Here is a 26,575-nt window from a genome sequence, read left to right as displayed (position 1 = left end):
AAATAGTTACTATTAAATAAATCAATAGTGAAATATAAATATAATTAATTAGAACGAAGTACTATTTAATTAATATCTACTCCATTCTCAAATTCTATTTTCAGTTACGATATTGAAATACTGCTCATAAATTTGAATCAATTAGAAAAATCATAACCTATGACTAACATAAACCCATCCCTTAAACGGACCTGAAATTTACTGTTCGTATTAAGAAATCTATAAAAAATATGCGACCTGCTTTCCAAAAGGTTTGGTATTTGACAATACAAAATGAAACAATTAGTTACATTTTAGATAAATACCAATAATAAAAGTGAAGCATTCACAAAGAAATAAAAAGGAAATTTACATTAATTTAATCTGATCACCATTCTGTAAAAAAATAGTCACGTAACGTCGGCATGCTCTATTACCTACTATTTCGCATGAAAGCAATGAGGAAAGCAATGGAACTGGTAAAGAGATTTAATAAAAACAAAATTACATCATTGATCATCGCGGGCGTAATTATTATGCCGTTAACCGCTTGTCAAGATAATGATGATGAGAGTGCTTTTACACTTCAACTACTTCACCTAGCAGACATGGATGGCTCTAATGCGACAGCACTTGCTAATGCTGGCAACTTAGCGAGCAATGTTTTATCACTCACAGCACAATATCCAGAAAATACTTTGTTTCTAAGCTCTGGAGATAACTATATTCAAGGCTCTCGCTACGAAGCTGCCGCAGATGAATCAATGGCTAACGTCAGTGGTATAGGTGTTCCGGGCGTTGGACGTGCCGATATAGCTATACTCAATGCAATGGGGTTACAAGCATCCGCAGTTGGTAACCACGATCTTGATGGCGGCATTGCCGAATTTGTTTCAATCATAAATTCCGCCACAGCAACAGGAAGTTATTATAACGACTACCCTGGCGCACAATTTCCTTATTTAAGCAGTAATATGGTGTTCTCTAATGACAGTAATAGTGCACCGCTGGTTGTTTCCTCTGGCCAATATGCCAATACCATCCCAAATAGCCTAACCTCAAGCACTATTATCGTCGTCAATGGTGAACGCATTGGAATTGTTGGTGCAACTACACCAACTAACGATGATATTACGTCAACTGATGATGCAACGGTATTACCAGAAAACGATTCAACCACAGAACTTGCTGCGATTATCCAAACAGAAGTAGACGCACTGACCGCAACAGGAATTAATAAAGTCATCTTACTTGCGCATATGCAAAATATTAAGTTTGAAAAACAGCTTGCTGGACTATTAAATGATGTGGATATCATTGTTGCCGGCGGTTCAAATACTCTATTAGCAGATGAAAATGATCGACTATGGGACGGTGATAGCGCTGCAGATACCTATCCCTTAATGTACAAAAGTGCTGATGGCAATAACGATATCGCTATTGTAAACGTAGATGGCGATTACAAATATTTAGGCCGCCTTGTGGTTGGATTTAATGAGGAAGGCGATTTATTAGCGAGCACGATTAATCCTACTGAAAGTGGCACTTATATTAGTGATGATGATATGGTTGCCAACCTTAATGGGTCCAATAATGATGACGTTGATGCCATAGTCAGTGCAGTCAATGATGTGGTACTTGCCGCAGAAAGTAACATCCTTGGTCATTCGAGTGTGTATTTAAATGGGATAAAATCTCAAGTCCGCTCAGAAGAAACGAACTTAGGCAACCTAACTGCTGATGCAAACTTATGGTATGCCAAGCAAGTTGATTCTAATGTCGTCATTTCACTTAAAAATGGCGGTGGTATCCGGGCCGCAATCGGTTATTCTGAAATTCCTGCGGGATCAACGAGCGCTTCAGACGTTCAATATTACCCAACTCAAGCCTACCCAGCAGCCAACAAGCTTTCGGGAGATATTTCGCAGTATGACCTGCAATCGGCTCTCGCATTTAATAACGCTCTCTCTATCGTCGACGTCACAGCAACGGAATTGCAAACGCTCATAGAACACAGTGTATCTGAGATCGATCCTGATGATGCCAGCGGTTATGGTGGCGGTAAGTTCCCACAAATTGCCGGTATGCAGTTTGAGTTTGATGCTACACTCAGCGCAGGATCTCGAGTACAAACACTGGCTGTCGATACAGATGGAGACGGTAGCTACGATGACACTGTGATAAGCAATGGTAGCTTGCAAGGTGACTCGTCACGCACTTTTAAAATGGTGACACTCAGCTATTTGGTTGAAGGGGGTGATAGCTATCCATTTACCTGTACGATGGTTGATAGCCAATGCTCAAACGCTACGTACCTAAAAGATAATATGAACGGTTCGGATCCTGGCCTCGCTAATTTTGCTTCAGAAGGCACCGAGCAGGATGCTTTCGCTGAATACCTTGCGACAAATTATCCAGATGCCGACACGCCTTACACCATTAGCGACACAATAGCGGATTCAACAGCAACAGATGAGCGCATCGTTCGTCAAGATAGCCTGTAATGACTCGCAAAAAACGGGATCAGTTGATCCCGTTTTTCTATTAATATCATCTTGCTCAAACAGTCCGGTTTTATCGACTCACTGCAATGACGCTAACAATTCTTTGATGTCCTCTCGCCTTCCTATATCGCCGATTTTATATTTAGTATTGATTGGCAAACTTAAAGCACGTTGCAATATCTCAACGGCCTTTTTCTTCTCCCCTTGGGACGCAAGATAATCGGCATAAAAGTACAATGTTGAACTGTTATTAGGATTACGCTCAACGCTCTTCTCTAAAAGTAGCTTAGCTTGCTCATCATCACCAAAGCTCAAAGGCCAACCGGGTGCACGATAGTACATCGCCCCCAAAGTGACATAAGGTGCACCGTTCAACGCGTCTGGGTCCATTTCAAGCGCTTGTTCTATCACCTCTTTTGATTGCCTGATTAACTTTAACGCCTTAGATAATCCCGACACCCCAGCCAAAGAAGCAATGTTAATTCCCCATAGCGCCTGAATATCTGCATTGTCTGGATATTGATTATGCAATTGGTGTAGATCTTCAACTAACTTAGTGAAACACTGAGGCTGTTGCTCTTTCTCTATTTTGTACTGGCATTGAGACCATTGAACCTCATAAGGGTAAGTATCAATAGCTTGGGTAGAACTGCTTGCCGCAAAAGAAGGTGTAGCGGATACAATACTTAACGCCACAATAAGCCGACATACTCTCGGAGAGTAGTTTACATTCCGCTGCATCAACTTTTCCCCAAAGCTTAGAAAATTCAATTTCATAACTGACCTGATCCACTGCATCGTGAATACGATAATAAAAACAGCCTATGACGGCGCAATGACAACCCTAATATATCGATGGGACTTTCCGATTAAATCGACTCAAGCCAGTGAGGTAGTCGGCTTAATCGATATGTTTAACATTAACCAATGCTGCCCCACTATGGAATACACCTTTTGTGTCATTAGGGTTATAAAGTGCGCAACGCTCCAAAGATAAACAACCGCAATGGATACAGCTCCCTAATTGGGTTTGTAGTGCCTTTAAACTTTGAATCCGCATCTCGAGAAGCTCATTCCACGATCGCGCTAACTGTTCCCACTCATCCTTACTTGGTGCTTGGTGTTTAGGTAGTTGTTCTAGCGCATCGGCAATCTCATTAAGCGTTAACCCCACATTCTGCGCAGCCTTAATAAACGCGATACGTCTCAGGATATGTTGGCTATAGCGCCGCTGATTTGCTGCTGTGCGATGGCTAAATATCAATTCCTTTGACTCATAAAAATGCAATGTCGCGACACTTACGCCTGAACGCTTCGCCACTTGGCCCACACTCATTTCCATTTACTCTCTCCATTTTGCCATTTATCCCTTGACCTCAAGTTAACTTGAGGAATTAGGCTTCCACCATAACCTCAACATTAACTCGCTGTAAAGATTCAACATATGGAAGCAGCGTAAGGCTAGGGATCAAACATGACTATGTATTTTGACTTGGTGAAAGCACTACTCAACAAAAACGAGCAGGGCCTGGTGCTCATTGCCGTAAAGGAGCAAGGCCCAGTGGCGCAAATGATTTCGCGTATAGGGAAACTGGCCGTTTTGCTCGGTGTTATCTCGTTCTTATGGGGGTGTGTTCACGCTTTGATGCAGCCATAGCAACATAAATAAATGTTTAACCTCGCATCTCATTACTTATCAACGACTTTGGTCACTCTCAACGGAATCACACTATGGACATTACCTTCACTTCGCGTACTCGGCCTTATCTCACAGGTCTGTTCTTTGATGGCATATCCTCCGGCATGTTTATGATGGCAGTGCCTTGGATGATGCTATCAAAACCTAACATGGGCTCGTTTGTGGCCATGGTGGCGCTCACCTGCACGGTTTTATCGTTTCTCCTTACACCTGTTTTCGCTACTTTTATTGACCGCTTTTCGAGAAAACAGTTGTTGATTTGGGTACAAGTAGTACAAGCCACCACCGCAGCCTTGGTGGCGGCGTCCTATGGATTAGGGATTGAATCTCAATGGATATTGGCAGCGGCACAACTGATTTTTTGGGTTTCAAATAACCTAGGCTGGTCAAGCAATGGCGCCTTTACCCAAGAAAACTTTGAACCTTACGAATACGCTGCGCTATCAGGAAAACAAGAGATCATCATGCAAACCACCACCCTTGGCTCGGGCGCTTTGGGCGTGATGCTTTTAGAAATGTGGGGAATGTTTGAGTTTTCATGTCTTGCCGCGCTAGCTTCAACTATCGCCAGTATCAGCTACATCGTCACCCCTTACCGGCGCCGACTTAGCCAGTCCATTGCCAGCTCTTTTGTCACTCAAATCAAAGAAAGTCGAACCATTATTGCCCGCAAACCGCGCTTTTTTGCCTTTGTGATGCTGTCGGCATTGAGCTATCCCATTCTCACTTTCCTAAGTAAATTGGTGCCTATTTGGTTTGCAGAAACAGGCGTATCAGGCAGTTGGTTCGCGGGATACAACATCGCCTTTGCTTTGGGGTCGCTAGTCACTGGACTTCTCGTCGGAAGATTACTCGGCTTAAGCTCACACCCAAAAATCATGATTGGCGCGATGAGCATAGCCAGTGTTATGTTACTGGGCATGAGCCTTTCCCCTTACCCACAAATACTACTGGCGTTCACCTTTTTCTTTGGCACTTTCAACGCACTAAATCGGATTGCTCGCACCAATTGGATGCACCATGTGATAGATATCCAACAGCGCGGACGAGCCGATGGCATGCTGCAAATGTTCAGCACACTCGCGCAAAGCATCAGTTATGTGGCGATAGCTTATTTAAGCCATTTTGGCATCACACAACTTGGCTTTTACCTTGCTGCGGCGGTGATGGCAACGGCAGTGATCGTCATGATGCGTTTACTCAAAAATCCTGAGTTCAATATCAGCCCGGCGCAAGCCTAATAAAGAGCTAAGATTCCGACTGTTTCAGTTTGGCAAAATATTGCGCGGGTGGTTTGCCGACCGATTTTTTAAACATAGTGATAAAGGCAGTCACCGACTGATAACCCAGATAGTCAGCCACGCGCTGCACTGGGTAGTCTTCTGACAGCTGGTGCATCGCGATAATCAGGTGCAACTGCTGACGCCAACGACCAAAAGTAATGCCAGTTTCTTGCTTAAAAAGTCGTGCTAGCGAACGCTCACTCATCGCCACGGCCATTCCCCATTCGGCTAAAGTGCGGCGGTCGGCAGGATTATCAAACAGCTCTTTGGCGATCCTTTTCAAGCGAGGATCATCGGGATTGGGCAGAGATAGATGCTCGATCGGCATTTTGCCCAGCTCTTCGAGTAACACCAATGCCTTACGAACCACACTCAGGTCGTCACTGTAATCATGAGGCTGTTCACTCATATCCAAAATCAGTTCACGAACCAGCGGCGAAATAGACAAGGTGCAACCGGATTGAGGCAGTGACGCCATGTCTGGACGGACAAACAGATAGCAAATTTGCGCATTGGCAGTGGCATTAACTCGGTGTAATACGCCTTTGGGAATCCACACCGCACATTGTGGTGGCACGATCACTGTGGATTGCGGTAGCTGACAGGTCACTCCGCCCTTTAACGCGAACACAAGCTGTCCCATCGTATGCTGATGAATAGGCACTTCACTCTGCTTGTCTTTTACGTTTTCGCGCAGTGCAATCACGGGCGAACCATGATGCCCATGATCAAACTGATTGATGGTTTCGAGTAAAGAAGATTTGTCGTTGAACATATTGTCATAATTTAGCGATTTTTTGTCATAATATAAAAATTATCACCATGCGACAAATGATAAGGTGACAACAGTTACTTCGACCAAGAGTCCCTTAAATGAACCATCAAGCGACTGACAAGAAGGCCTTGTCATCACTGTTTTTGATCATTGGCTTACTGCTGATTGCCTGCAATCTGCGCGCCCCCTTTACCGGCATTGCGCCCGTACTCGATACCATTCAATCTATTTTTTCCCTCTCGGCGTATCAAGCTGGGCTGCTGACGACTCTACCACTGTTATGCTTTGCCGTTATTTCACCCTTCGTAGCCAAGTTAGAGAAGAAGCTGGGTCTTAACACCACTCTGTTAACCGCATTGGCCATCATTACAGTGGGTATCGTAATTCGATCGTTAGGTTGGGTTTCTAGTTTGTATTTGGGCACATTACTGACCGGGGTGGGTATCGCTGTGGGGAATACACTACTTCCGAGTCTGGTGAAACAAAATTTCCCGCATAAAGTGGCAAACACCACGGGTCTGTGTGGTCTGTTTATGGGCGTATCCGCAGGTGTTGCTTCAGCTACCATCGTGCCGCTCGAGCTTTGGAGCGGCTGGCAAGTAGCACTAGGTTCCACCATGATCTTACCCATATTGGCAACGCTTGTTTGGTGCACTCAACTAAATGCGCAAACCTCCCACGCTAAACCAGCAATGTCGACGGAGGACAATAAGCCCATTTGGCAGTCACCACTGGCGTGGCAAATCACTCTATTTATGGGCATCAACTCTTTACTTTATTACATATTAATTGCTTGGTTACCTTCCATCTTGGCAGACGCAGGCTTTTCAACTTTGGAAGCAGGTTCAGTACATGGTTTGATGCAGATGGCATCGGCTCTACCTGGGCTTTTTCTTGGCCCAATAGTGAGCAGGATGAAGAACCAAGTCATCGTCGCAATTATCATGAGCGCACTGATCAGCGTTGGTTTAATCGGTCTTTGGATCGCACCTAAAGAAGCCGCTATTTGGGTCTCTTGCTTTGGCGCAGGGTCAGGTGGCGTCATACTATTAGCGTTTATGTTTATTGGCTTTCGCACCACGAGCACTTTGCAAGCCACACAGCTTTCGGGAATGGCGCAAGGTGTTGGTTACTTGCTGGCAGCGTTAGGACCAACGCTTGTGGGCACGCTGCATAACCTCACCCATTCTTGGAGTGCCATGTTGCTCACCGCCACTTTGTTGTCACTCGCCATGCTGCTTAATGGCGCATTAGCCGGACGTACGCGCACCATTCATTTAGACGTCGCACCGGCATAACTGCATTCTTTTTCGCGTAATGACAAGAAACAAGCAAAGCGATCCCTTTGCTTGTTTCTTTTTATCATTAACTATTAAAAAGCGAGTAAAATCAAAAACTTTCTAATGGCTACTTAGATTGTCATAAATACCGCGACAGCAACACTTTAGAGGGAATTTTACAAAAAGAGCGCATTATCCCTCTCAATGCGAATCGTTATCGTAATTATGTATTAACATTATAGATAACTATTATCATTACTAATAAACGTATATGCATTAGGGGATTCATCAATGAAAAAACTGCTCACTCTTTCAGTGATATCTGCAACGCTGATTAGTCCTTCAGTCATTGCAGCCAACGAAGTTAACGTTTACTCATACCGCCAGCCTTTTCTTGTAAAGCCTATGTTTGATGAATTCACCAAGGAAACGGGTATTAAAGTGAATGTTAAATTTGCCAAAAAAGGACTGGCAGAGAAAATGAAGCAGGAAGGCAAATACAGCCCTGCCGATGTAGTGTTGGCGACAGACATCAGCCTATTGACCGAGTTAGTCGATAAAGATTTAGTCCAGCCGTTAAACAGCAACATAATTAAAAGCAATGTACCAGCACAATACCGCGACAGTTCTGATGAATGGTTTGCCCTTACGGTGCGCACACGCAGTGTCTATTCCTCTCGCGATCGTCTAGGTAAATTAGGCAGCGATTTCAACTACAGCGACCTTGCTAAACCTGAATACAAAGGAAAGATCTGTACTCGTTCTGGCAAGCATCCTTACAATATATCTCTGGTTTCATCCATCATTGCACATCAAGGAGAAGCCGCCGCTAAAGCATGGCTGGAGGGCGTAAAAACCAATCTTGCTCGTAAGCCTCAAGGAAACGATAGAGCCCAAGTCAAAGCCATTAAAGAAGGGCTGTGTGACGTGTCTTTAGGTAACAGTTATTACCTTGGAAAAATGCTCAATGACGAGAAACAAAAAGCATGGGCAGACGCGGTTTACATTAATTTCCCCAATCAAAACTCAACTGGAACCCACGTTAATATCAGTGGCATGGTAATGGCAAAGTACTCGCCAAACCATGACAACGCCAAGAAGCTGATGGAGTTCCTAACTGATTCAAAAGCACAAAAAATGTACGCTGAAGTCAACTATGAATACCCGGTAAAGCCAGGTGTACAACGCTCAGAACTCGTGCAATCTTGGGGTGAGTTTAAAGCGGATACGATACCTTTAGAAGAGATAGCTAAGTATCACAGCACAGCAGTTAAACTTCTTGATGAAGTGAAGTTTGATTTGTAAAAAAGCGAGTTTTAATGCGCACGTGAGAGAGCCATAAACATGATGTTCAAACGCTATTTTTGGCTATGTGGTAGCGGAATGTTTGCCCTGCTGCTCATTCTACCGATTGTATCGCTCTTCTATCTTTCGACAGAAGAGGCAGGAGATCTGTTCTCTCACCTTTTTGCTACCGTACTCCCAACTTACACCCTTAATACGTTATTACTGGTGATTGGTGTGATGGGGCTTTCACTGTTTTTTGGAGTCCCATCCGCCTGGCTCATGGCAATGTGTCGGGTGCCCGGAGAAAAATGGCTCCAATGGGCTTTAGTTCTCCCCCTCGCGATGCCTGGGTATATTGTGGGTTATATCTATACCGATTGGTTTGATTATTCAGGCCCCATCCAACAGTGGCTTAGAGGTATTACAGGGTGGACAGCATCTGACTATTGGTTTCCTGATATCCGCACCCTTTTCGGTGCCACATATGTTCTAGCCTTAGTGCTCTATCCTTATATCTATCTGATGTCTCGCTCCGCGTTTATGGAGCAAAATGTCAGCTTACTTCAATCAGCACGGCTTCTTGGTTGTTCTTCTTTTGAAAGTTTTCGCCGCGTTTCTCTACCTCTAGTCCGTCCTGCTGTTGCCGTTGGTTTGTCCTTAGTCGCCATGGAAACATTGGGCGATTTTGGCACCGTCAGCTATTTTGCGGTAAATACACTCACGACTGCGGTCTACGATACTTGGCTAGGTTATTCAAACTTGGGAGCTGCGGCAAAAATATCCGCAATTATGCTCGTCGTGATCGTTCTCTTCCTCAGTGGTGAGCGGTATAGCCGACGCAAACAAAAATTGTTTCAAACCAGTTATACCAGCCGTGAGGATGTGCGCTATGAATTGCGTGGCTGGCAAAAAATCGGAGCCATACTTTGGTGTTGGGGACTCGTGTCAGTCGCCTTTATCCTTCCTCTTCTGCAGCTAGCAAGTTATGCCTACGATTACTTTACTCAAAGTTGGACATCAGAATTCAAGACTTACGCTTTGAGTAGTTTAAAGATCTCTGTTATCGCGGCTTTTTTGGCGACATTTGTCGCTATCGTGGTGAACTTCACAAATCGATTACACAACTCACAACACAGCCTATTTTTTATGCGCGCAGCTTCGTTAGGCTATGCGGTCCCAGGCACAGTACTGGCTATTGGCGTATTATCACCGATTTTAAAAATGGATCACTGGATCAATGACATTGCACAAATGATGCACTTCGAACAACCTGGACTTGTGCTGTCTGGCTCTATGTTTGCTATCGTATTTGCCATGGTAGTCCGGTTTTCCGCTGTTGCTATCGGGAGCGTAGAAAGCAACTTAAGTAAAGTATCTCTTTCTATGGATATGGCCAGTCGTACCATGGGGTGTAATGAAACACAGATGCTAAGGCGTGTACATTTCCCCATGATCAGAAGAGGGATTCTTGTCGCCATTTTGTTGGTGTTTATTGAATCGATGAAAGAGCTTAATGCTGCTTTGCTCCTGAGGCCATTTAATTTTGAAACACTCGCAACCTATGTGTATAACTTTGCTTCTGATGAACAATTAGAACTGGCGGCACTGCCCGCCGTACTTCTGGTTCTAGTTGGCTTAATCCCACTGCTCATTGTTAATCGTTCATTGGAGAGGGCTCACTAATGAATCACACTCTATCCATTTCAAATTTAAGCTGTCAGTACGAACATCAAACCGTGCTCGATTGTTTATCCCTAACGGTTAACAAGGGAGAAATCATTTGCTTACTCGGTTCCAGTGGCTGTGGCAAAACCACATTACTCAAAGCGATTGCAGGGCTATTACCCATTAAATCTGGCTCCATCAAACTCAATCATCATCTCCTTGATGATGGGTGCACCCAAGTAGCTCCAGAGCAACGCAATATTGGCATGATTTTTCAGGACTATGCTTTGTTTCCTCATCTCACTGTTGGCGAAAATATTGCCTTTGGTTTGCGAAAGGTCACGGCTCAAGAGAAAAAACAGCGTATCGAACAAATGCTGACATTGGTACAACTCGATGGCTATACCGACCGCTATCCCCACCAGCTATCAGGTGGACAACAACAACGTGTTGCCATTGCTCGCTCACTGGCGTACCAACCGGATTTATTGCTGCTTGATGAGCCTTTTTCCAATATCGACACCCAAGTACGACACGAGCTGATAAGAGAAATTCGCGATATTTTTAAACGCCAAGGCGTCACGGCGATCTTCGTTACCCATAGTCGTGAAGAAGCCTTCGCTTTTGCAGATAAAATGGCGGTGATGAACAAAGGCAGAATAGAGCAGTTCGGCACCGCCAGTGAGTTGTATCATCACCCTTCTTGCAAATTTGTCGCAGACTTTTTAGGCGGAGGCAGCTATCTACCCGCAACCAAATCCAGAGACAATGACTACCTAACGTCACTAGGAACCGTACAGGCGGATTCACCATCGGCGCTCACTATTGAACAACAATGTGTATTGTTGATGCGACCCTACAGTATTATTTTGCAGTCAGATAGCGGCGCAGAAACGCAAGTTGAAGAACAGCAATTTAAAGGCGATCAATGCCATTACATAGTCAATGTTGACGGGAATCGATTAATAGCAACCTCATTAGAACCCCTATCAGTGGGGGATCATGTTGCCATCAACATATGTTCTAAAGGGGTTTATGCCTTCCCAAGCTGATGGTTTGGCAGAAGTTTGTCAATCACGTAATCAAAGAGCTTTCTGTGAAAGAAAGCTCTGCCTTTGACAACATCAACGCGATGAATAGCGTAGTGCATCTACCAAAATTTTAAAGGCTGGAGAAGATAACTGGCGGTTTGGATAATACAAGTAATACCCATCAAACTCAGGACACCATTCCTCTAATACGCGCACTAAACTCCCATCAGCTAAGGATTCCATCACCATATCTTCCGGAACATAAGTAATACCGAGACCCGAAAGAGCCGCATCCAGCCTGTTAACGGAACTTTCAATCACTATCTGTCCTTTAACATTAACGTTAATCACTTTGCCGTCTTTCTCAAATTCCCACGCATAAACCCCGCCTAAAGTGGGCAAACGAATATTAATACAGCGGTGATTAACCAATTCATGAGGTGTGACGGGTTTACCATGATTTGCCCAGTACTCAGGCGTTGCAACTACCGCCATGCGCAAACGAGGAGAAATAGGGATAGCAATCATATCTTGCTCCAAACTCTCTCCAAGCCTCACTCCGGCATCAAATCGCTCTGCGACGATATCGACAAAACCATAGTTCATACTGATCTCAACTGTGATATCAGGGTATTCTTTAAGAACCTGCTTTATCTTCGGCCACAGTATGGTTTTTAAAGCGTGTTCAGCAGCGGTAATACGAATAGTTCCTGCCGGACGCAATTTAAACTCATTGACCATTTCTAATTCGCGGTCAATGTCCGCTAATTTAGGACCAACAGACTGTAACAATCGTTCTCCCGCTTCTGTCGGAGAGACGCTGCGCGTTGTACGATGCAAAAGACGCACATCCAACCGCTCTTCCAACCCTTTAACGGTATGGCTTAAAGCAGATTGAGAAACGCCTAACTGTCCAGCAGCTTTAGTAAAGCTGCCCTCTCGTGCCACAGTGACAAAGGCGAGCAAATCGTTGTAGTTTTTATTCATAGGTTCATTAACTTTTTAGAATTTGATTTAAATATATACCCAAATATACCCAAATGACCTCAAGATGCAGACTTCAGAGCTTCATCAACGAGCACAGGTCAAGCTCAATGACGGCAGGAATGGTCATTCCCTTTCAACGTCATTGGGCGCAGAAATGGGCTTGTTGATGAGCTCCCAACGGGCGAGTTGTATTCGCTCCTATGCTGCGTTACCGATTTTCTACGTAGAATAACTATGTATTCAAAGAATAACTATGTATTCAAATCAGTGCCTTGCCTATGAGCGAATACATTCTCGCTGAAACCGCATCTTGAGGTTACTTGGGTATAACAAAGTAAAACGTAAGGTTTGCGAAATACACCTCACCAAAAGAGAGCCGTTGTGTTTCGCCCAACCCACATCAAAACGCCACTTTCCTTGATGGATTATAAAAAAAACAGATTCATTAATAATCCAGCTAAAAGATAAAGACCTTATTAGTTTGACTCATAAATACATAGACAAGATAGAAAGTAAGATTGAGAGGTGGGGTGCGCATACCTTCAACTTGATTAATTAATTTTTCTAATAAGTCTATTTGGATTTACCCACTTAATGCATCAAAGCGACGCAAGTAAACTAGCGCCACTTTCAATGAGGGCAACTTTTATGGCTGAATTTAGTAAATCGCAGAACAATGCATTGATCATCATCTTAGCAACGTATCTGCTGATCCTCTTGGATACATCCGTTGTTATTACCGGATTACCACAAATCCAAGAATCTTTAGGATTTACCCAAGTTGGTCTATCTTGGGTTCAAAATGCTTATACACTGACCTTTGGGAGCCTGTTAATGCTTGGGGCTCGCGCAGGTGACATCTTGGGACGAAAAAGAGTATTTCGTTTCGGCATTTTGGTGTTTACCATTTCATCGTTTGTGATTGGTTTAGCACCATCAGCAAGCACTATGATCGTCGCTCGTATTATACAAGGTGGCAGTGCTGCAATATTGGCTCCAACGACATTAGCCTTACTCTCGACCTACTTTAAAGAGGGAGAAGAACGAGTAAAAGCCCTCTCTTACTATGCCGCGACTGCAGGTATCGGCGCGACAGCCGGATTAGTCTTAGGCGGCCTTTTTGCGGGACTTCTTTCTTGGCGAGTCGGTTTTCTTGTTAATGTCCCAACAGGAATTGTATTGTTTATTGCCACCAATAAATTACTGGCAGAAACAGAACGTCACACAGGCAAGTTCGATATTGTTGGTACGGTAACGTCAACTATCGGTATGTCTGCCATCATCTACGGCATCATTCACTCATCCAACGCAGGTTGGGGCGACTTTACCACACTGACATTTGTTGTGGGTGGTTTGCTAATGATGGGCATATTTTTGCTGACAGAAGCGCACAGTCGTCAACCGTTATTACCACTAAGATTATTTCAAAGTAGTGAGCGGTCTATTGCTTATCTATCCCGTTTTCTATTTTTAGGTGCCATGGTTAGCTTCTTCTTTTTCTCTACGCAATACATGCAGCGTGTATTGATGCTAACACCAGTAGAGGCAGGTTTAGGCTTTGTACCAATGACAGGCTTTACCTTTATTGCCTCGATATTCGTACCTAAACTCACTCGAAAATTAGGCAACCATGGTGTCACTTTAGTCGCATTTGCCTGCTGCATGGTTGGTTTTTGGATGCTGGCTAACATGTCATCTCAAAGTGATTACTGGCATGAAATGCTATTCGCCATGATGGTGGTTGGTTTTGGTAACGGTGCAGCACTCGGTCCTTTGACCATAGCCGGTGTTTCGGGTGTCGCCGCAAAAGACGCCGGAGCCGCTTCTGGCTTAGTCAACGTTGCCCATCAAATCGGCGGCACGTTCGGTCTAAGTTTATTGGCTGTGCTTTACGCTTCAGCAAACGAACCACACCTTCAAGGCACATCACTGCTCGCTTATCAAATCGAAGTTGGCTTTTACGGTTGTATGGTAATGATTGGTTTTGCCATGGTTGCGACCGCACTGCAATCGTTTCGCCAAAAACGAATCGTGGTTAGCCAAGAGTCGTAAAATCTTCCAGAACATGGGTAAAGCCCATGGTTCCCCTCTTTGCCATCCTTGGCAAAGAGGGGCAGCTTAGATGAAGCTCAGAGCGAATTCATTAAATTGGCTCATAAGTATAATTAAAATTTCCCCATTAATTCACCCGGTCTATTCCCTTACACTGTATCGCTAGCTCATCACACATAGTGATACGCTGGCGCTAAATATGGCGAATAAAACATCGCCACCAACATTGAAAAATGCGCTGTACAGCGCCATATCAATTGACATCAACATTGAACAGTCAACACAGTGGTAAATAACTTAGGCAGGGTCTGTACGGTAATCACTCATCAGCCTCGAAGCGGTCATTGCATCGCTCGTCTATTGTACTAACGCTTTCTTAATTAGGGTGAAATGGTTCAAATATGCAAGACAACAAATCGACATTAGTACAAGACCCCCCTGCTCATAAACAAGAGGAAAAACCTAAGCATTCTCGCAAGAAAGTGAAGTATACCCTCTACTCCTTATCCGCTCTTTTTGCCGGAATTTGGGGATACTTGCAGCAGCCACAATACGTTTCTCCCAAAGTCGTGAAACAAGATTATCAAGGCAAATATTATGACGGAGCCTTTCACAACCCAACAATCAGTGAAGCGCCGACAGTAAAAGGCAGCTCACTGGGCATCATGTATCGATTTTTGTTTGAAAAAGATGTGGATGCAAAACCACTGACCGATATTCCTTCAACAAAAACCGACCTAATGGCATTGGATAGGGCACAAAATGTTATCGTTTGGATGGGGCACTCTTCTTATTACGTCCAGCTGGAAGGCAAGCGCTTTTTGATTGACCCGGTCTTTAGCAAAAACGCCTCTCCTGTACCAGAAACCAATGTCGCGTTTAAGGGAAGTAATGTCTATAGTGCGGCTGATATTCCTGAGATTGATTACCTGCTGATCACCCATGATCACTGGGATCACTTAGATTACCCAACCATTCATGCACTAACCTCTAAGATTCATCAGGTTGTCACACCTATTGGGGTCGGTTCTTATTTTCGTCAATGGGGATTTGATGATCAATACATCTTCGAAGGGGATTGGTACGATACATTCAAAGCCGACGGTGTAAACATACACATTTTGCCGTCACACCATTTTTCAGGTCGCATGCTCAAACGTAATCAAACGCTTTGGGGATCATTTGGTATCGAAACGGCACAACATAAACTCTATTTTGGTGGTGACAGCGGTTATGCAAGTCACTTTAAAGAGATTGCGACTAAATTTGGTTCATTTGATATCGCCGTACTTGAAGATGGGCAATACAACAAAGATTGGCCCGATATCCATATGACCCCAGAACAAACCGCACAAGCAGCGGTTGACCTTAATGCTCGCGCATTGATTCCAGCTCATAACAGCAAATTTAAACTGGCCCATCACACTTGGTACGACCCGCTCGATCGCATCACCCAAGCCAGTCGCGAGCGTCCATACCGCCTCATGACCCCGATGATTGGTGAAACCATTTTAGTAGATCAACCACACCAAGAGTTTAGCCAGTGGTGGAAAGGGGAAGAAGGCGCTTAAATTCATGCTCAGCATCGGAGCGTAACAACAAATAGAGCCGCATCATGCGGCTCTATTTATTTGAGTTAACTAAGATTATTGAACGTGCTACTTCACCACCGAATCCAACAACTCATCATCGGCAATTTCGGGGATAGTCACTTTTAAACGAGGTTCGATTTCCATCGCCCGTTTGATGGCGAACATCGCGCCATCGTTTCTTGCCCAGCTGCGGCGGGAAATGCCGTTGTTCACATCCCAATGCAGCATGGAGGTCAAGCGAGTATCGCACTCAGCAGAGCCGTCTAGCACCATACCAAAACCACCGTTGGTCACTTCGCCCCAACCCACACCGCCACCGTTGTGGATACTTACCCACGTTGCGCCGCGGAAAGAGTCGCCAATCACGTTTTGAATCGCCATATCGGCAGTGAATTTTGAACCATCATAGATGTTTGAGGTTTCGCGATAAGGTGAATCGGTACCCGATACATCATGGTGATCGCGGCCTAAAACGACTGGGCCAGACAACACGCCCTCTTTGACTGCTTTATTAAAGGCAGCCGCGATTTTGATGCGCCCTTCAGCGTCGGCATAAAGAATACGCGCTTGCGAACCGACCACCAGCTTGTTGGCTTTGGCTTGTTTAATCCACAACAGGTTATCGGAGATTTGCTGACGAATCTCTTCCGGCGCGTGTTCCAGCATCTCTTCTAGCACCTGAGCGGCGATTTGGTCAGTGGTATCCAAATCTTTAGGGTCGGACGATGCGCACACCCAACGGAACGGACCAAAGCCGTAATCAAAACACATCGGGCCCATGATATCTTGCACGTACGACGGATATTTAAAGGTGCCATCCGCTTGCATGATGTCCGCGCCTGCGCGACTCGATTCGAGCAAGAACGCATTACCGTAATCGAAGAAGTACATTCCTTTGGCAGTCAATTTATTGATGGCCGCCACATGACGCTGCAAGGTTGCTTGCACTGCAGCTTTAAATGCCGCAGGATCGTTTGCCATCAAGTCGTTTGATTCTTCAAAGCTGTAACCGACTGGGTAGTAACCACCCGCCCATGGGTTATGCAGTGAGGTTTGATCAGAGCCTAGGTCAACCGTTAGATCTTCATCAACAAGGCGCTCCCACAAATCAACGATATTACCTAAGTAGGCCAGTGACACCGGTTTATTCTCTTCCACCGCACGGTGAATACGAGTAATCAGCTCATCCAAATCAGGATGCACTTCATCCACCCAACCTTGTTCATGACGTTTGTACGCTGCTTTCGGATTCACTTCTGCCACCACACCGATGGTTTTGGCAATCACGGCGGCTTTGGGTTGTGCGCCACTCATACCGCCAAGACCAGAGGTGACAAAAATAGGTAACTTATTGGCATCACGGTCTTTTTTCATGCGAACCGCATTCAGTACAGTAATGGTAGTGCCATGCACAATGCCTTGTGGGCCGATGTACATAAACGAACCAGCGGTCATCTGTCCATACTGAGTCACGCCAAGGGCATTAAAACGCTCCCAATCATCCGGTTTGGAGTAGTTCGGAATCATCATCCCGTTAGTCACTACCACACGCGGCGCATTAGGATGGGAAGGATAAAGCCCCATTGGATGACCGGAATAGAGCACCAGCGTCTGTTCATCGGTCATTTCCGCGAGGTATTTCATAGTGAGACGATATTGCGCCCAGTTAGAGAATACCGAGCCATTGCCACCATAGGTGATCAGCTCTTGTGGGTGCTGAGCAATCGCTTCATCTAAGTTATTACTTAACATCAACATGATCGCAGCCGCCTGTTTAGACTGATGAGGGAACTCATCAATCGAACGTGCAGTAATTTTGTAGTCAGGCATTAAACGATACATGTAGATGCGGCCATAGGCTTCCAACTCTGCATAAAACTCTTGCGCCAATAGCTCATGATGTTTTTTATCGAAGTAACGCAGGGCGTTTTTAATCGCCAGTTTTTTCTCTTCCGCGGTTAAAATCTCTTTGCGTTTTGGCGCATGGCTTAGATTCTCGTTACGCTCACGTTTCGGTGGCAAAACGTCAGGGATCCCTTCTAAAATCATTTCCTTAAAAGTCATACTGCTTACCTTATCCTTTGTTACTCAGGTGTGATTATCGATAGTGAATTAGGCCAGATCGTCTGCCGCGAGCAGCGAGGCGATGATCTTCTGTAACACCGCGCCAACGCGCTGCTGTTTATCACTATCGAGCACATAGTCATGGGGTTGGCCTTCTGTATTGGCAAAGTCGGCCAAATAGGTCGCTTGCGATAATTCAAGCTGCAGAGCATGAACATGCTGCTCTGGCTGACCAAAGTGGCGCGTAATGTAGCCGCCTTTAAAGCGTCCGTTACAGACATGGGTGTAAGGGCTTTGGCTAACGATCTCTGCGGCGTTATTCAGCAGCGCCTCAGCACAGGAAAGTCCACCATTATTGCCAAAATTGAAATCGGGCAAGGTGCCTTCAAACAGCATTGGCACTTGCGCTGCAATGCTGTGCGCATCAAACAAAATCGCATAACCAAAGCGAGCTTTAATGCGCTCTAATTCACTGGCGATTTGCTGATGATAAGGATGCCAAATCTGCGCTTTGATCTGCTCTTTGGTTGCCTCACTTAGCTCTTTGCCTTCGAGAAACACCGGCGCATCAGCAAACAAAATATCGGGAAATAATCCGGTGGTTTTAGTGGTGTAGAGCGGCTTATCATCGACGGGACGATTTAAATCCACCACAAAACGAGAATAGTTAGCACTGATGATACTGACATTGAGCGAGCGTAAAAAACCATACAACTCAGGCATGTACCAGTCGGTATCTGGCAATTTTTTCGCGGCATCGGTCAGCGTCTCTTCCATGCCCGGTAAAAGTTGCGTACCACAATGGGGCATGCTCACTAACAGCGGACTATCACCGGCCGTAAAACAAAATGGGTCGTTGATCTTAAGCGACATGCGCCACCTCCCCTGCTTTAACTCGCGTTTTTAATAACTCACCACCTAGCCAATAGCTAAGCTCTCCCGGACTTTCGACATCCCAACAGATAAAATCGGCGGTTTTACCCACACTGAGCGAGCCGTGCGTTTGTTCCAAACCAAGCGCTTTCGCAGCATGAATCGTGGCACCAGCAAGCGCTTCTTCTGGAGTGAAACCGAATAGCGTGCACGCCATATTCATCATCAAACGCAGCGATAGCACAGGCGATGTGCCGGGGTTGGCGTCCGTCGCAATCGCCATCGGTACGTGATAATCACGCAGTAAATTGACCGGCGGTTGCTGAGTTTCTCTTAATGTGAAATAGGCTCCGGGCAGAAGCACCGCCACCGTGCCAGAGCTAGCCATGGCGGCAATGTCGGCTTCGGTCATGTATTCAAGATGATCCGCCGATAAGGCGTGATATTGTGCAGCCAGCTGCGTGCCACCAAACGACGATAACTGCTCAGAGTGAATTTTAACTGGCAGCCCCAAACCTTGCGCGGTTTGAAAATAACGTTCGACTTGCGCTGGCGTAAACGCAATGCCTTCGCAAAAAGCATCAACCGCATCGGCTAAGCCTGATTGTGCAATCGCGGGCAGCACTTCAGCACACACATAGTCAATATACGCATCGGCTTGGCCTTGGTATTCGGCAGGTAAAGCGTGCGCGGCAAGACAAGTGGTTTGCACATCAACCGGAAAATGCTCAGCCAGTGAACGCGCCACTTTTAACATTTTGAGTTCATGTTCCAGCGATAAACCGTAGCCGGATTTCACTTCTACCGTGGTAACACCATCTTTGAGGAGTGAACGCAAACGGCGCACTGCAGATGCGAGCAGTTGTTCATCGCTCGCTTCACGGGTGGCTTTGACTGACGCTGCAATACCGCCGCCCTGCTCGGCTATTTGTTTATAACTCACGCCATTAAGACGCTGTTCAAATTCGCCAGCGCGGTTACCACCAAACACCAAATGAGTGTGACAGTCGATCAAGCCGGGTGTGACCCACCCGCCTTGTAAATCGTGTTTCGCATCGCAGGTATGAACGGGCAATGCGTTCGCTTTGCCCAACCATGCAATTTTGCCACCAATAACGCCAATGGCCGCATCAGTGACCGTGTTGTATTGACCGTCTTCCATGGTCGCAAGATGAAAGCCAACCCAAAGTGAATCAAAATGAATCTCTTGGTTCATGGTCTTTCTCCCTTACAGACTTGGCAGTAGATCCAGTGGCATCAAGCGGTTATGCGCCGCTTCTGCAAGAAGCTCGGTGGCCTTTTCGATATCCGCCGCAAAATAACGGTCTTTATCGTAGAAAGGCACGCGAGAACGCAGCTCAGCGCGCGCTTGCTCAAGCAATTCCGACGATTTCAATCCGGTACGAAAATCCATCCCTTGCACGGCAGCCAGAAGCTCGACCGCCAAAATACCGCGGGTATTTTCCGACATGTCTTTCAAACGACGCGCCGCAAAGGTGGCCATCGACACATGGTCTTCTTGGTTGGCCGAGGTAGGCAAACTATCGACAGAAGCCGGATGAGCAAAGGTTTTGTTTTCGCTTGCCAGTGCGGCAGAAGTGACCTGAGCAATCATAAAGCCTGAGTTCACCCCACCGTTGTTGACCAAAAATGGCGGCAACTTGCTTAAATTGCTGTCGATCAGCAGCGCCATACGGCGTTCAGATAAGCTACCAATTTCTGCAATCGCAAGGGCTAAGTTGTCTGCGGCAAACGCCACTGGCTCAGCATGGAAGTTACCACCGGAGATGATGTCGCCATCATCAGCAAACACCAATGGGTTATCAGAAACAGAGTTGGATTCCACCAGTAACGTTCTGGCGGAATTACGAATTTGATCCAAACAAGCGCCCATCACCTGTGGCTGACAGCGCAGTGAGTATGGGTCTTGCACTTTTTCACAGTTGATATGGGAATCGCCCAAGCCACTGTGCTCAGACAACAGATGACGATACGCGCTCGCCGCATCAATTTGACCTTGATGGCCGCGAACTTGATGAATGCGCGCATCGAATGGACGGCGACTACCGAGCGCCGCTTCAACAGACAGAGAACCACACACAATCGCTGAAGCGTATAAATCTTCCGCGTGGAACAACCCTTCCAGCGCAAACGCCGTGGATGCTTGAGTGCCGTTCAATAGTGCCAAGCCTTCTTTTGGTGCGAGTTTAATTGGCTCCATTCCCGCAATCGCTAGCGCGGCTTGACCCGAGATAATTTCGCCCTTGTAGCGTGCTTTCCCTTCACCCAGTAACACCGCACTCATGTGCGCTAACGGAGCTAAGTCGCCAGACGCACCTACTGAGCCTTTTTGCGGAATACATGGGTAGATTTCTTTATTGATCAGCGTGATAAGCGCTTCAATAACAGAGAGGCGAATACCAGAGAAACCGCGAGCCAAGCTGTTGACTTTGAGTGTCATCACTAATTTCACGGTCGCATCATTCATCAGTTCGCCAGTGCCAGCAGCATGTGACAACACGATACTACGCTGCAACTCATCCAAATCTTCAGTAGCGATACGAGTATTGGCTAAAAGGCCAAAACCGGTGTTGATACCATACACCGCTTTATCTTCTGCGATGATGTCGTTCACCACTTGAGTACTGGCGTGAATACCTGCGATCGCTTGTTGATCCAGTGACAATTTGACTTTACCACGACTGATCTGACGCAACTGCGCCAGCGTCAATTCTCCAGGCACTAGAGTTAGTTCGAGCATTGACCTACGTTCTCCATAACACAAACACGAAATTGAGAAGTCATTTCATCCGCAATGACTTAACATGTATATACAACTTAAATAAACAATATAAGCAAAGGGCGAAGAGTTCAAGTGCTTTTACGAAATGCTAAATCACCGTTCTTAAATGTAAGTCATTCAGGCAAATGCTGAACGCAGACTCGCATAAACCCATCCATGGGGCTCCTCTTTGCCATCCCTGGCAAAGAGGGTCTGCTTATCAGCATCCGCCTGATGGGTAAAACTGGAGCATAATTAGGAACGGTGATTTAGGGGGAAAATAAGATCAATCAATGGGTTAAATAGGCAATAAACGGCATGTCTTTACTGTTTAAAATGGCCAAACAGTTGGAAGCGTGAACCCGGTGAAATCAGACGTGCATTGGTCACCAAGTTCTCTTTACACCATGTGCGACGTTTGATCTGCAAACACGGCTCAGAGGCTGAGATTTGCAGCAACTCACACTCTTTTTCTGAGGCATTAACCGCTTCCACCAGATGCTCTCCTTCGGTCATGGGAGCAACGGTCATTAAATAGGTATAAGCCCCATTATTTTGGAAATCTTGTTGATCATAGTCAGGGGCTAATTCGGCATTGACGACGCGGTATTCAATTTGAATTGGGGCCTCATTTTCAAAGTGCAAAATCGTTGCGCGGAAAATACGATGATTTGTTCTTACACCAAGCTCCATCGCCTCTTCCATCGATGCTTTAGCCTGACAAATATCGATCAACTTAGCTTTATGAATGTGACCACGCTGGGCGATTTCATCAGCAATCGCATGGACTTCAGAAAGGGCCGAATGGGTTTTCTTACGAGCAACAAATGTGCCTACCCCTTGCTGGCGAATCAGCACACCTTCTGCCGTTAATTCTCTCAGGGCGCGGTTCACCGTCATACGGCTAACACCTAACGCTCTAACCATTTCCAATTCCGACGGAACACGTTGATCAGGTTGCCACTCGCCACTATCAATTTGCTGGCAAATAGCCTGTTTCACTTTGGCATAAATGGGCGTAGGTGAATCATCAATCAGTTTTGATAAATGGTCCATCATGTTCGCAGTTGAATCAGGCATAGGTTATTGAGTATCCAAAGAAATCAGAGAAAATTGAGTATAACGGAAAACGTAGCACCTTAACAGGAACAGATATAGACATCATACCCACTTGTCTATACATGTTAGACCCTGCTATGCTGACGTCAATAGGAAATCATTTTAGCAAGGAAGAAAAATGACAGCTCATCAATCACGTACCACTGTTTTTGCCGATCTCGCATGGATCGATGATCGTTGGCAACAACAAGTGACTTTAGAGATTGAGCAAGGCACGTTTGTCTCGGTTCAAGCCAATAGCCCAAAACCAGCCGACGCGCTACATGTGAAAGGCCCGCTGCTACCGACGCTTGCCAACGTGCACTCTCATGCCTTTCAACGGGTGATGGCAGGTATGGCAGAAATCAGCCTGCGTCCCGATGACAGCTTTTGGAGTTGGCGCGACTTGATGTACAAGATCGTTGGTAAACTCTCACCAGAGCAAGCCAATGTGATTGCCACGCAGCTTTATATTGAGATGCTCAAAGCGGGTTATACTCAAGTGGGTGAATTTCATTACTTGCACCATGCAGCGAACGGCGCGGCGTACGCCAACCCTGCTGAAATGTCTCTGCAACTGCTTGATGCCGCGCAGCGCACTGGTATGGGGTTAACGCTGCTACCCGTGCTTTATAGCTACTCTGGTTTTGGCTCACAGCCAGCCAATAGCGGGCAAGCTCGCTTTATTCACAGCGCCGATTCTTACCTTGGGTTACACCAGCAGTTAGAAGCTCACTTTAAAGATGACGCCAAGAATAGGTTGGGAATTTGCTTTCACTCGTTGCGTGCGGTGAGTGAACAACAAATTCAAGAGGTACTCGGTCACATCAAGGCACCTCGCCCGATTCACATTCATGTTTCTGAGCAGCAAAAAGAGGTTAACGACTGTTTAAGCTGGAGTGGTGAACGACCTGTCGAATGGCTCAATAACCACATCGGCCTTGATAACCGTTGGACTCTTATCCATGCTACACATCTTAATCCACAAGAGATCGCTGCCATTGCCAGCAGCGGTGCGATTGCTGGCCTGTGCCCCACCACCGAGGCTAATCTCGGAGACGGTATTTTCCCGGGCGTTGAGTATGAAAAGCATCACGGTCACTGGGCGATCGGTTCTGATAGCCATGTGAGCTTATCGATTGTTGATGAGCTGCGCACCTTGGAATATGGTCAGCGTCTGCGCGACCAGCAGCGTAACCGTCTCTATCGCACCAAGCAAAACTCTTTTGCCTCTACTGCAACACCAAACCTCACCAATAATGTTGGCGAATATCTGTTTAATCAGGCTTTACAAGGCGGAAATCAATCCTGTGCGGTTAAATTGGGCATCGCGGTCGGCAACCGCGCCGATTTTATGGTGCTAGATAAAAGTCATCCGTTTATTGATGCGAGTCAACCACAAGACCTGTTCAACCGGTGGATATTTGCATGTAACGATAATATGGTCAAAGATGTCTATGTTGCAGGAAAAGCGGTGATAAAAAATGGCCAGCACGCGCTCGATGCAGAGAGCCGCACAGCCTTTACCCAAGTGATTAAGAAGGTGATTTATGATGCATAGTCCCTATACGCTACTCACGCCAGACCAATACATTCGCATGCCATGGAAAAATGGCCTCGGTGTTACCTTGGAAATCGCCCGTATTGAAGATGCTAATGGTGTACTGTTTCGTCTCAGCCAAGCTGCCGTGGTAGAAGATGGCGCGTTCTCAGATTTTAGTGGCATGCACCGCACCTTAGTGTTAATCAATGGCCACGGTATGCAGCTCACTCATACTTCATTGTCGGGTGAAATTAGCCGTCATCACTTATCCCACTCACTCGATATTGCGCGCTTTTCTGGCGCCGATAAAACCGAAGCACATCTCACTCATGGCGAGATACAAGATCTCAATATCATGGTCAGAGAAGAGGAAGTGATCTCCTATGTTCAGGCGCTAAACTCGGGGCTATCGCTGGATTTTAGCGAGAATGACCAAACGTTATTTGATGGTTTTTACGCCACAAAAGAGAGCAAGTTACTCATAACCCCATTAAACACAACGATAGAGCCAATCCCACTTAAGGTTACAGCAACGTCAACGGTTCGGATAACCACGCCAGTGACATTGTCACTGCAAGAAGGTCAAGGGGTTGCAATACAATGCTGTTATTCATCATGTAGCAACTAACTTTTTGCTATTTATCTTGCCAAACAGGCTAATTTGTCGATTGCGGGGACTTAAAAAATATTTGAGAGAGAAAAATAGAGGCAAACATTTATCTTTTGCCTCTAAACATTAATCGCCAATCTCTGCCGACCTAAAATGACAAATTAAAAGCCTGCATAAACATGGCATTTACTTCGCCTTCTGTGGGTTTTACTTTACAGTTACCTTTGATTGCTGGGGCGGCAACGGCTTTGGCACTGAATTTAACCACGTCGTCTTTGGTCAGCACTTCCACTTCACCCAACAGTTTGCTCAACAACGCTTTAAATTCACTCAACTCACTCATGCCAAGAGCTGCAAGAATCTCCGCCACCAACTGAGGTTCACTTTCTTGAACCACGGCCATGTACTCTGCAAGCAACAAGCCATTCGCACGACCATGGTCAATATCTTTGAAATAGGTTAAGGAATAGCCCATCGCATGCACCGCTGTTGTCCCTGTCTGAGCGATCACCATGCCCGCCAGCATGGCGCACTGCATCAAATCCTGTCTAACCGTTTCATTGAGCAGGCTCACATCGCCTGAACCAACAGCATCACACATTGCTGGAGCGGCTTTCACAAAATATCGAATACTCTCTTTAGCTAACGCATCCGACACCAGCGAGGAACGAATACTCAGCATTCCTTCCACTGAGTGAGATAGCGCATCAACCGCCGTATTAATGGTTGTGGTAACTGGCAATCCCAACATGTATTTCGCATCCACAAACGCTACTTTGGGGAATAGGATGTCGGCAGCAATGCTGGTTTTGGTTTCCAACAGATTATTAGTCAAAATCGAATACTGGGTGACCTCTGAGCCTGTCCCCGCCGTCGTCGGCACGGCAATGATCGGCAATACATCCTCTGCGTATTGACCATTAAACAGGTCTTCTGGCTGAATATCTTGCTTCGCCAACAAAGCCATTGCTTTGGCGGCATCCATGGGCGAACCACCACCAATCGCCACAATTAAATCGACCTGATTCGCTTTGGCAAACTCAGCACCTTCGTAAGCACACTCAATCGTTGGATTAGCCATTACTTTATCAAAGACAACGTAATCAATACCTTGTTGTTCTAAAGCAGTGATCACATCGTGTTGTGAGCCATTTTTCTTTGCGGAAGAGCGCCCAGTGACCAACATCGCTTTGGAGCCGAACGTTTTAAACACATCGCTATTCGCAACAATGCAATTTTTGCCAGAAAACACTTTGGTTGGCATATGGTATTTGTAATTCATGTTGTTCTCTTTTTTCAAAATCCGTTTGATTTTACCTTGATGGACCATACTATCATCGACCTCTGACTGCGCAGAGGTCAAATAGAAAAATAGTTCTGTACCGACAAAGTCATGTAGACAAAACTCATTAATATTGAGCTTTCTATTCGTCACAGTAAACAATCAGGCATCGTGCTGCATAGTTTATTC

General features: G+C 45.8%; 22 protein-coding genes. 12 read left to right on the top strand and 10 right to left on the bottom strand.

The annotated features are described in order from the left end of the window. The first annotated feature begins 449 nt into the window (after nucleotides 1-449). On the top strand, nucleotides 450-2,483 hold the full coding sequence (locus JCM16456_RS16450; protein WP_068716517.1) for a bifunctional metallophosphatase/5'-nucleotidase: 2,034 nt from the start codon (nucleotides 450-452) through the stop codon (nucleotides 2,481-2,483). A gap of 78 nt (nucleotides 2,484-2,561) precedes the next feature. Here the strand turns inward: JCM16456_RS16450 and JCM16456_RS16445 are convergent, their stop codons facing one another. Next, the gene (locus JCM16456_RS16445; RefSeq protein ID WP_162266551.1) at nucleotides 2,562-3,224 is read right to left on the bottom strand and encodes a tetratricopeptide repeat protein; all 663 of its coding nucleotides are present in this window, start codon (nucleotides 3,222-3,224) and stop codon (nucleotides 2,562-2,564) included. Nucleotides 3,225-3,384: 160 nt separating this feature from the next. Then, nucleotides 3,385-3,825: a redox-sensitive transcriptional activator SoxR gene (gene soxR / locus JCM16456_RS16440; RefSeq protein ID WP_068716513.1), complete on the bottom strand. Its 441-nt coding sequence runs from the start codon at nucleotides 3,823-3,825 to the stop codon at nucleotides 3,385-3,387. A 132-nt stretch (nucleotides 3,826-3,957) separates the two neighbouring features. Between soxR and JCM16456_RS16435 the strand changes: the two genes are divergently transcribed. Continuing rightward, nucleotides 3,958-4,140: a hypothetical protein gene (locus JCM16456_RS16435; protein ID WP_068716511.1), complete on the top strand. Its 183-nt coding sequence runs from the start codon at nucleotides 3,958-3,960 to the stop codon at nucleotides 4,138-4,140. A gap of 74 nt (nucleotides 4,141-4,214) precedes the next feature. Next, entirely contained in the window at nucleotides 4,215-5,423 is a 1,209-nt protein-coding gene (locus JCM16456_RS16430; RefSeq protein ID WP_068716509.1) for an MFS transporter, read from the top strand. A 7-nt stretch (nucleotides 5,424-5,430) separates the two neighbouring features. Here JCM16456_RS16430 and JCM16456_RS16425 read toward each other — a convergent pair whose 3' ends face one another. After that, nucleotides 5,431-6,240: an AraC family transcriptional regulator gene (locus JCM16456_RS16425; RefSeq protein ID WP_068716507.1), complete on the bottom strand. Its 810-nt coding sequence runs from the start codon at nucleotides 6,238-6,240 to the stop codon at nucleotides 5,431-5,433. Between the two features lie 98 nt (nucleotides 6,241-6,338). On the opposite strand from JCM16456_RS16425, the gene JCM16456_RS16420 reads away from it, so the two are divergent. From JCM16456_RS16420 to JCM16456_RS16405, 4 genes are all read left to right on the top strand, one after another. Then, on the top strand, nucleotides 6,339-7,538 hold the full coding sequence (locus JCM16456_RS16420; RefSeq protein ID WP_068716505.1) for an MFS transporter: 1,200 nt from the start codon (nucleotides 6,339-6,341) through the stop codon (nucleotides 7,536-7,538). A gap of 273 nt (nucleotides 7,539-7,811) precedes the next feature. After that, nucleotides 7,812-8,825 carry a Fe(3+) ABC transporter substrate-binding protein gene (locus JCM16456_RS16415; RefSeq protein WP_068716503.1) on the top strand — a complete coding sequence of 338 codons (1,014 nt, stop codon included), beginning with the start codon at nucleotides 7,812-7,814 and terminating at the stop codon, nucleotides 8,823-8,825. A gap of 39 nt (nucleotides 8,826-8,864) precedes the next feature. Then, nucleotides 8,865-10,490, top strand: coding sequence for an ABC transporter permease (locus JCM16456_RS16410; RefSeq protein WP_068716501.1), 1,626 nt, complete (start codon nucleotides 8,865-8,867; stop codon nucleotides 10,488-10,490). Then, on the top strand, nucleotides 10,490-11,524 hold the full coding sequence (locus JCM16456_RS16405) for an ABC transporter ATP-binding protein (protein ID WP_068716499.1): 1,035 nt from the start codon (nucleotides 10,490-10,492) through the stop codon (nucleotides 11,522-11,524). Before JCM16456_RS16410 ends, JCM16456_RS16405 begins: the two co-directional genes overlap by 1 nt. 72 nt (nucleotides 11,525-11,596) lie before the next feature. On the opposite strand, the gene JCM16456_RS16400 is transcribed toward JCM16456_RS16405, so the two are convergent. After that, complete coding sequence (locus JCM16456_RS16400; RefSeq protein ID WP_068716497.1) at nucleotides 11,597-12,490, bottom strand: LysR family transcriptional regulator; 894 nt, start codon at nucleotides 12,488-12,490, stop codon at nucleotides 11,597-11,599. A 64-nt stretch (nucleotides 12,491-12,554) separates the two neighbouring features. On the opposite strand from JCM16456_RS16400, the gene JCM16456_RS23795 reads away from it, so the two are divergent. From JCM16456_RS23795 to JCM16456_RS16390, 3 genes are all read left to right on the top strand, one after another. After that, nucleotides 12,555-12,722, top strand: a complete 168-nt coding sequence (locus JCM16456_RS23795; RefSeq protein WP_156430428.1) for a hypothetical protein — start codon at nucleotides 12,555-12,557, stop codon at nucleotides 12,720-12,722. Between the two features lie 416 nt (nucleotides 12,723-13,138). Continuing rightward, the gene (locus JCM16456_RS16395) at nucleotides 13,139-14,542 is read left to right on the top strand and encodes an MFS transporter (RefSeq protein WP_162266550.1); all 1,404 of its coding nucleotides are present in this window, start codon (nucleotides 13,139-13,141) and stop codon (nucleotides 14,540-14,542) included. A 401-nt stretch (nucleotides 14,543-14,943) separates the two neighbouring features. Further along, nucleotides 14,944-16,113 (top strand): MBL fold metallo-hydrolase, encoded by a 1,170-nt coding sequence (locus JCM16456_RS16390; protein WP_082712345.1) that lies wholly within the window; start codon nucleotides 14,944-14,946, stop codon nucleotides 16,111-16,113. 87 nt (nucleotides 16,114-16,200) lie between these two features. Here JCM16456_RS16390 and JCM16456_RS16385 read toward each other — a convergent pair whose 3' ends face one another. The 5 genes from JCM16456_RS16385 to hutC form a co-directional block, all read right to left on the bottom strand. Then, nucleotides 16,201-18,198, bottom strand: coding sequence for a urocanate hydratase (locus JCM16456_RS16385; protein ID WP_068716495.1), 1,998 nt, complete (start codon nucleotides 18,196-18,198; stop codon nucleotides 16,201-16,203). Nucleotides 18,199-18,246: 48 nt separating this feature from the next. Beyond that, on the bottom strand, nucleotides 18,247-19,071 hold the full coding sequence (hutG, locus tag JCM16456_RS16380; protein ID WP_068716493.1) for an N-formylglutamate deformylase: 825 nt from the start codon (nucleotides 19,069-19,071) through the stop codon (nucleotides 18,247-18,249). Then, a complete protein-coding gene (gene hutI, locus JCM16456_RS16375) occupies nucleotides 19,061-20,287 on the bottom strand; it encodes an imidazolonepropionase (protein WP_068716491.1) in 1,227 nt (408 codons plus the stop codon). Before hutI ends, hutG begins: the two co-directional genes overlap by 11 nt. Nucleotides 20,288-20,299: 12 nt before the next feature. After that, the gene (hutH, locus tag JCM16456_RS16370) at nucleotides 20,300-21,832 is read right to left on the bottom strand and encodes a histidine ammonia-lyase (RefSeq protein ID WP_068716488.1); all 1,533 of its coding nucleotides are present in this window, start codon (nucleotides 21,830-21,832) and stop codon (nucleotides 20,300-20,302) included. A 345-nt stretch (nucleotides 21,833-22,177) separates the two neighbouring features. Beyond that, on the bottom strand, nucleotides 22,178-22,933 hold the full coding sequence (gene hutC / locus JCM16456_RS16365; protein ID WP_068716486.1) for a histidine utilization repressor: 756 nt from the start codon (nucleotides 22,931-22,933) through the stop codon (nucleotides 22,178-22,180). Between the two features lie 157 nt (nucleotides 22,934-23,090). Here hutC and JCM16456_RS16360 point away from each other — a divergent pair, with 157 nt between their 5' ends. Continuing rightward, nucleotides 23,091-24,512, top strand: a complete 1,422-nt coding sequence (locus tag JCM16456_RS16360; RefSeq protein WP_068716483.1) for a formimidoylglutamate deiminase — start codon at nucleotides 23,091-23,093, stop codon at nucleotides 24,510-24,512. After that, nucleotides 24,502-25,122 (top strand): HutD/Ves family protein, encoded by a 621-nt coding sequence (locus tag JCM16456_RS16355; protein WP_082712344.1) that lies wholly within the window; start codon nucleotides 24,502-24,504, stop codon nucleotides 25,120-25,122. The genes JCM16456_RS16360 and JCM16456_RS16355 overlap by 11 nt, the downstream gene beginning before the upstream one ends. Nucleotides 25,123-25,252: 130 nt before the next feature. Here JCM16456_RS16355 and JCM16456_RS16350 read toward each other — a convergent pair whose 3' ends face one another. Further along, a complete protein-coding gene (locus tag JCM16456_RS16350; RefSeq protein ID WP_197655233.1) occupies nucleotides 25,253-26,539 on the bottom strand; it encodes an iron-containing alcohol dehydrogenase family protein in 1,287 nt (428 codons plus the stop codon). Nucleotides 26,540-26,575: the final 36 nt, after the last annotated feature.

It is taken from the genome of Vibrio tritonius, from assembly GCF_001547935.1.
Classification (GTDB): domain Bacteria; phylum Pseudomonadota; class Gammaproteobacteria; order Enterobacterales; family Vibrionaceae; genus Vibrio; species Vibrio tritonius.
Note: the sequence above shows the minus strand (reverse complement) of the source record. Positions and strands in the feature narration are given on the sequence as shown.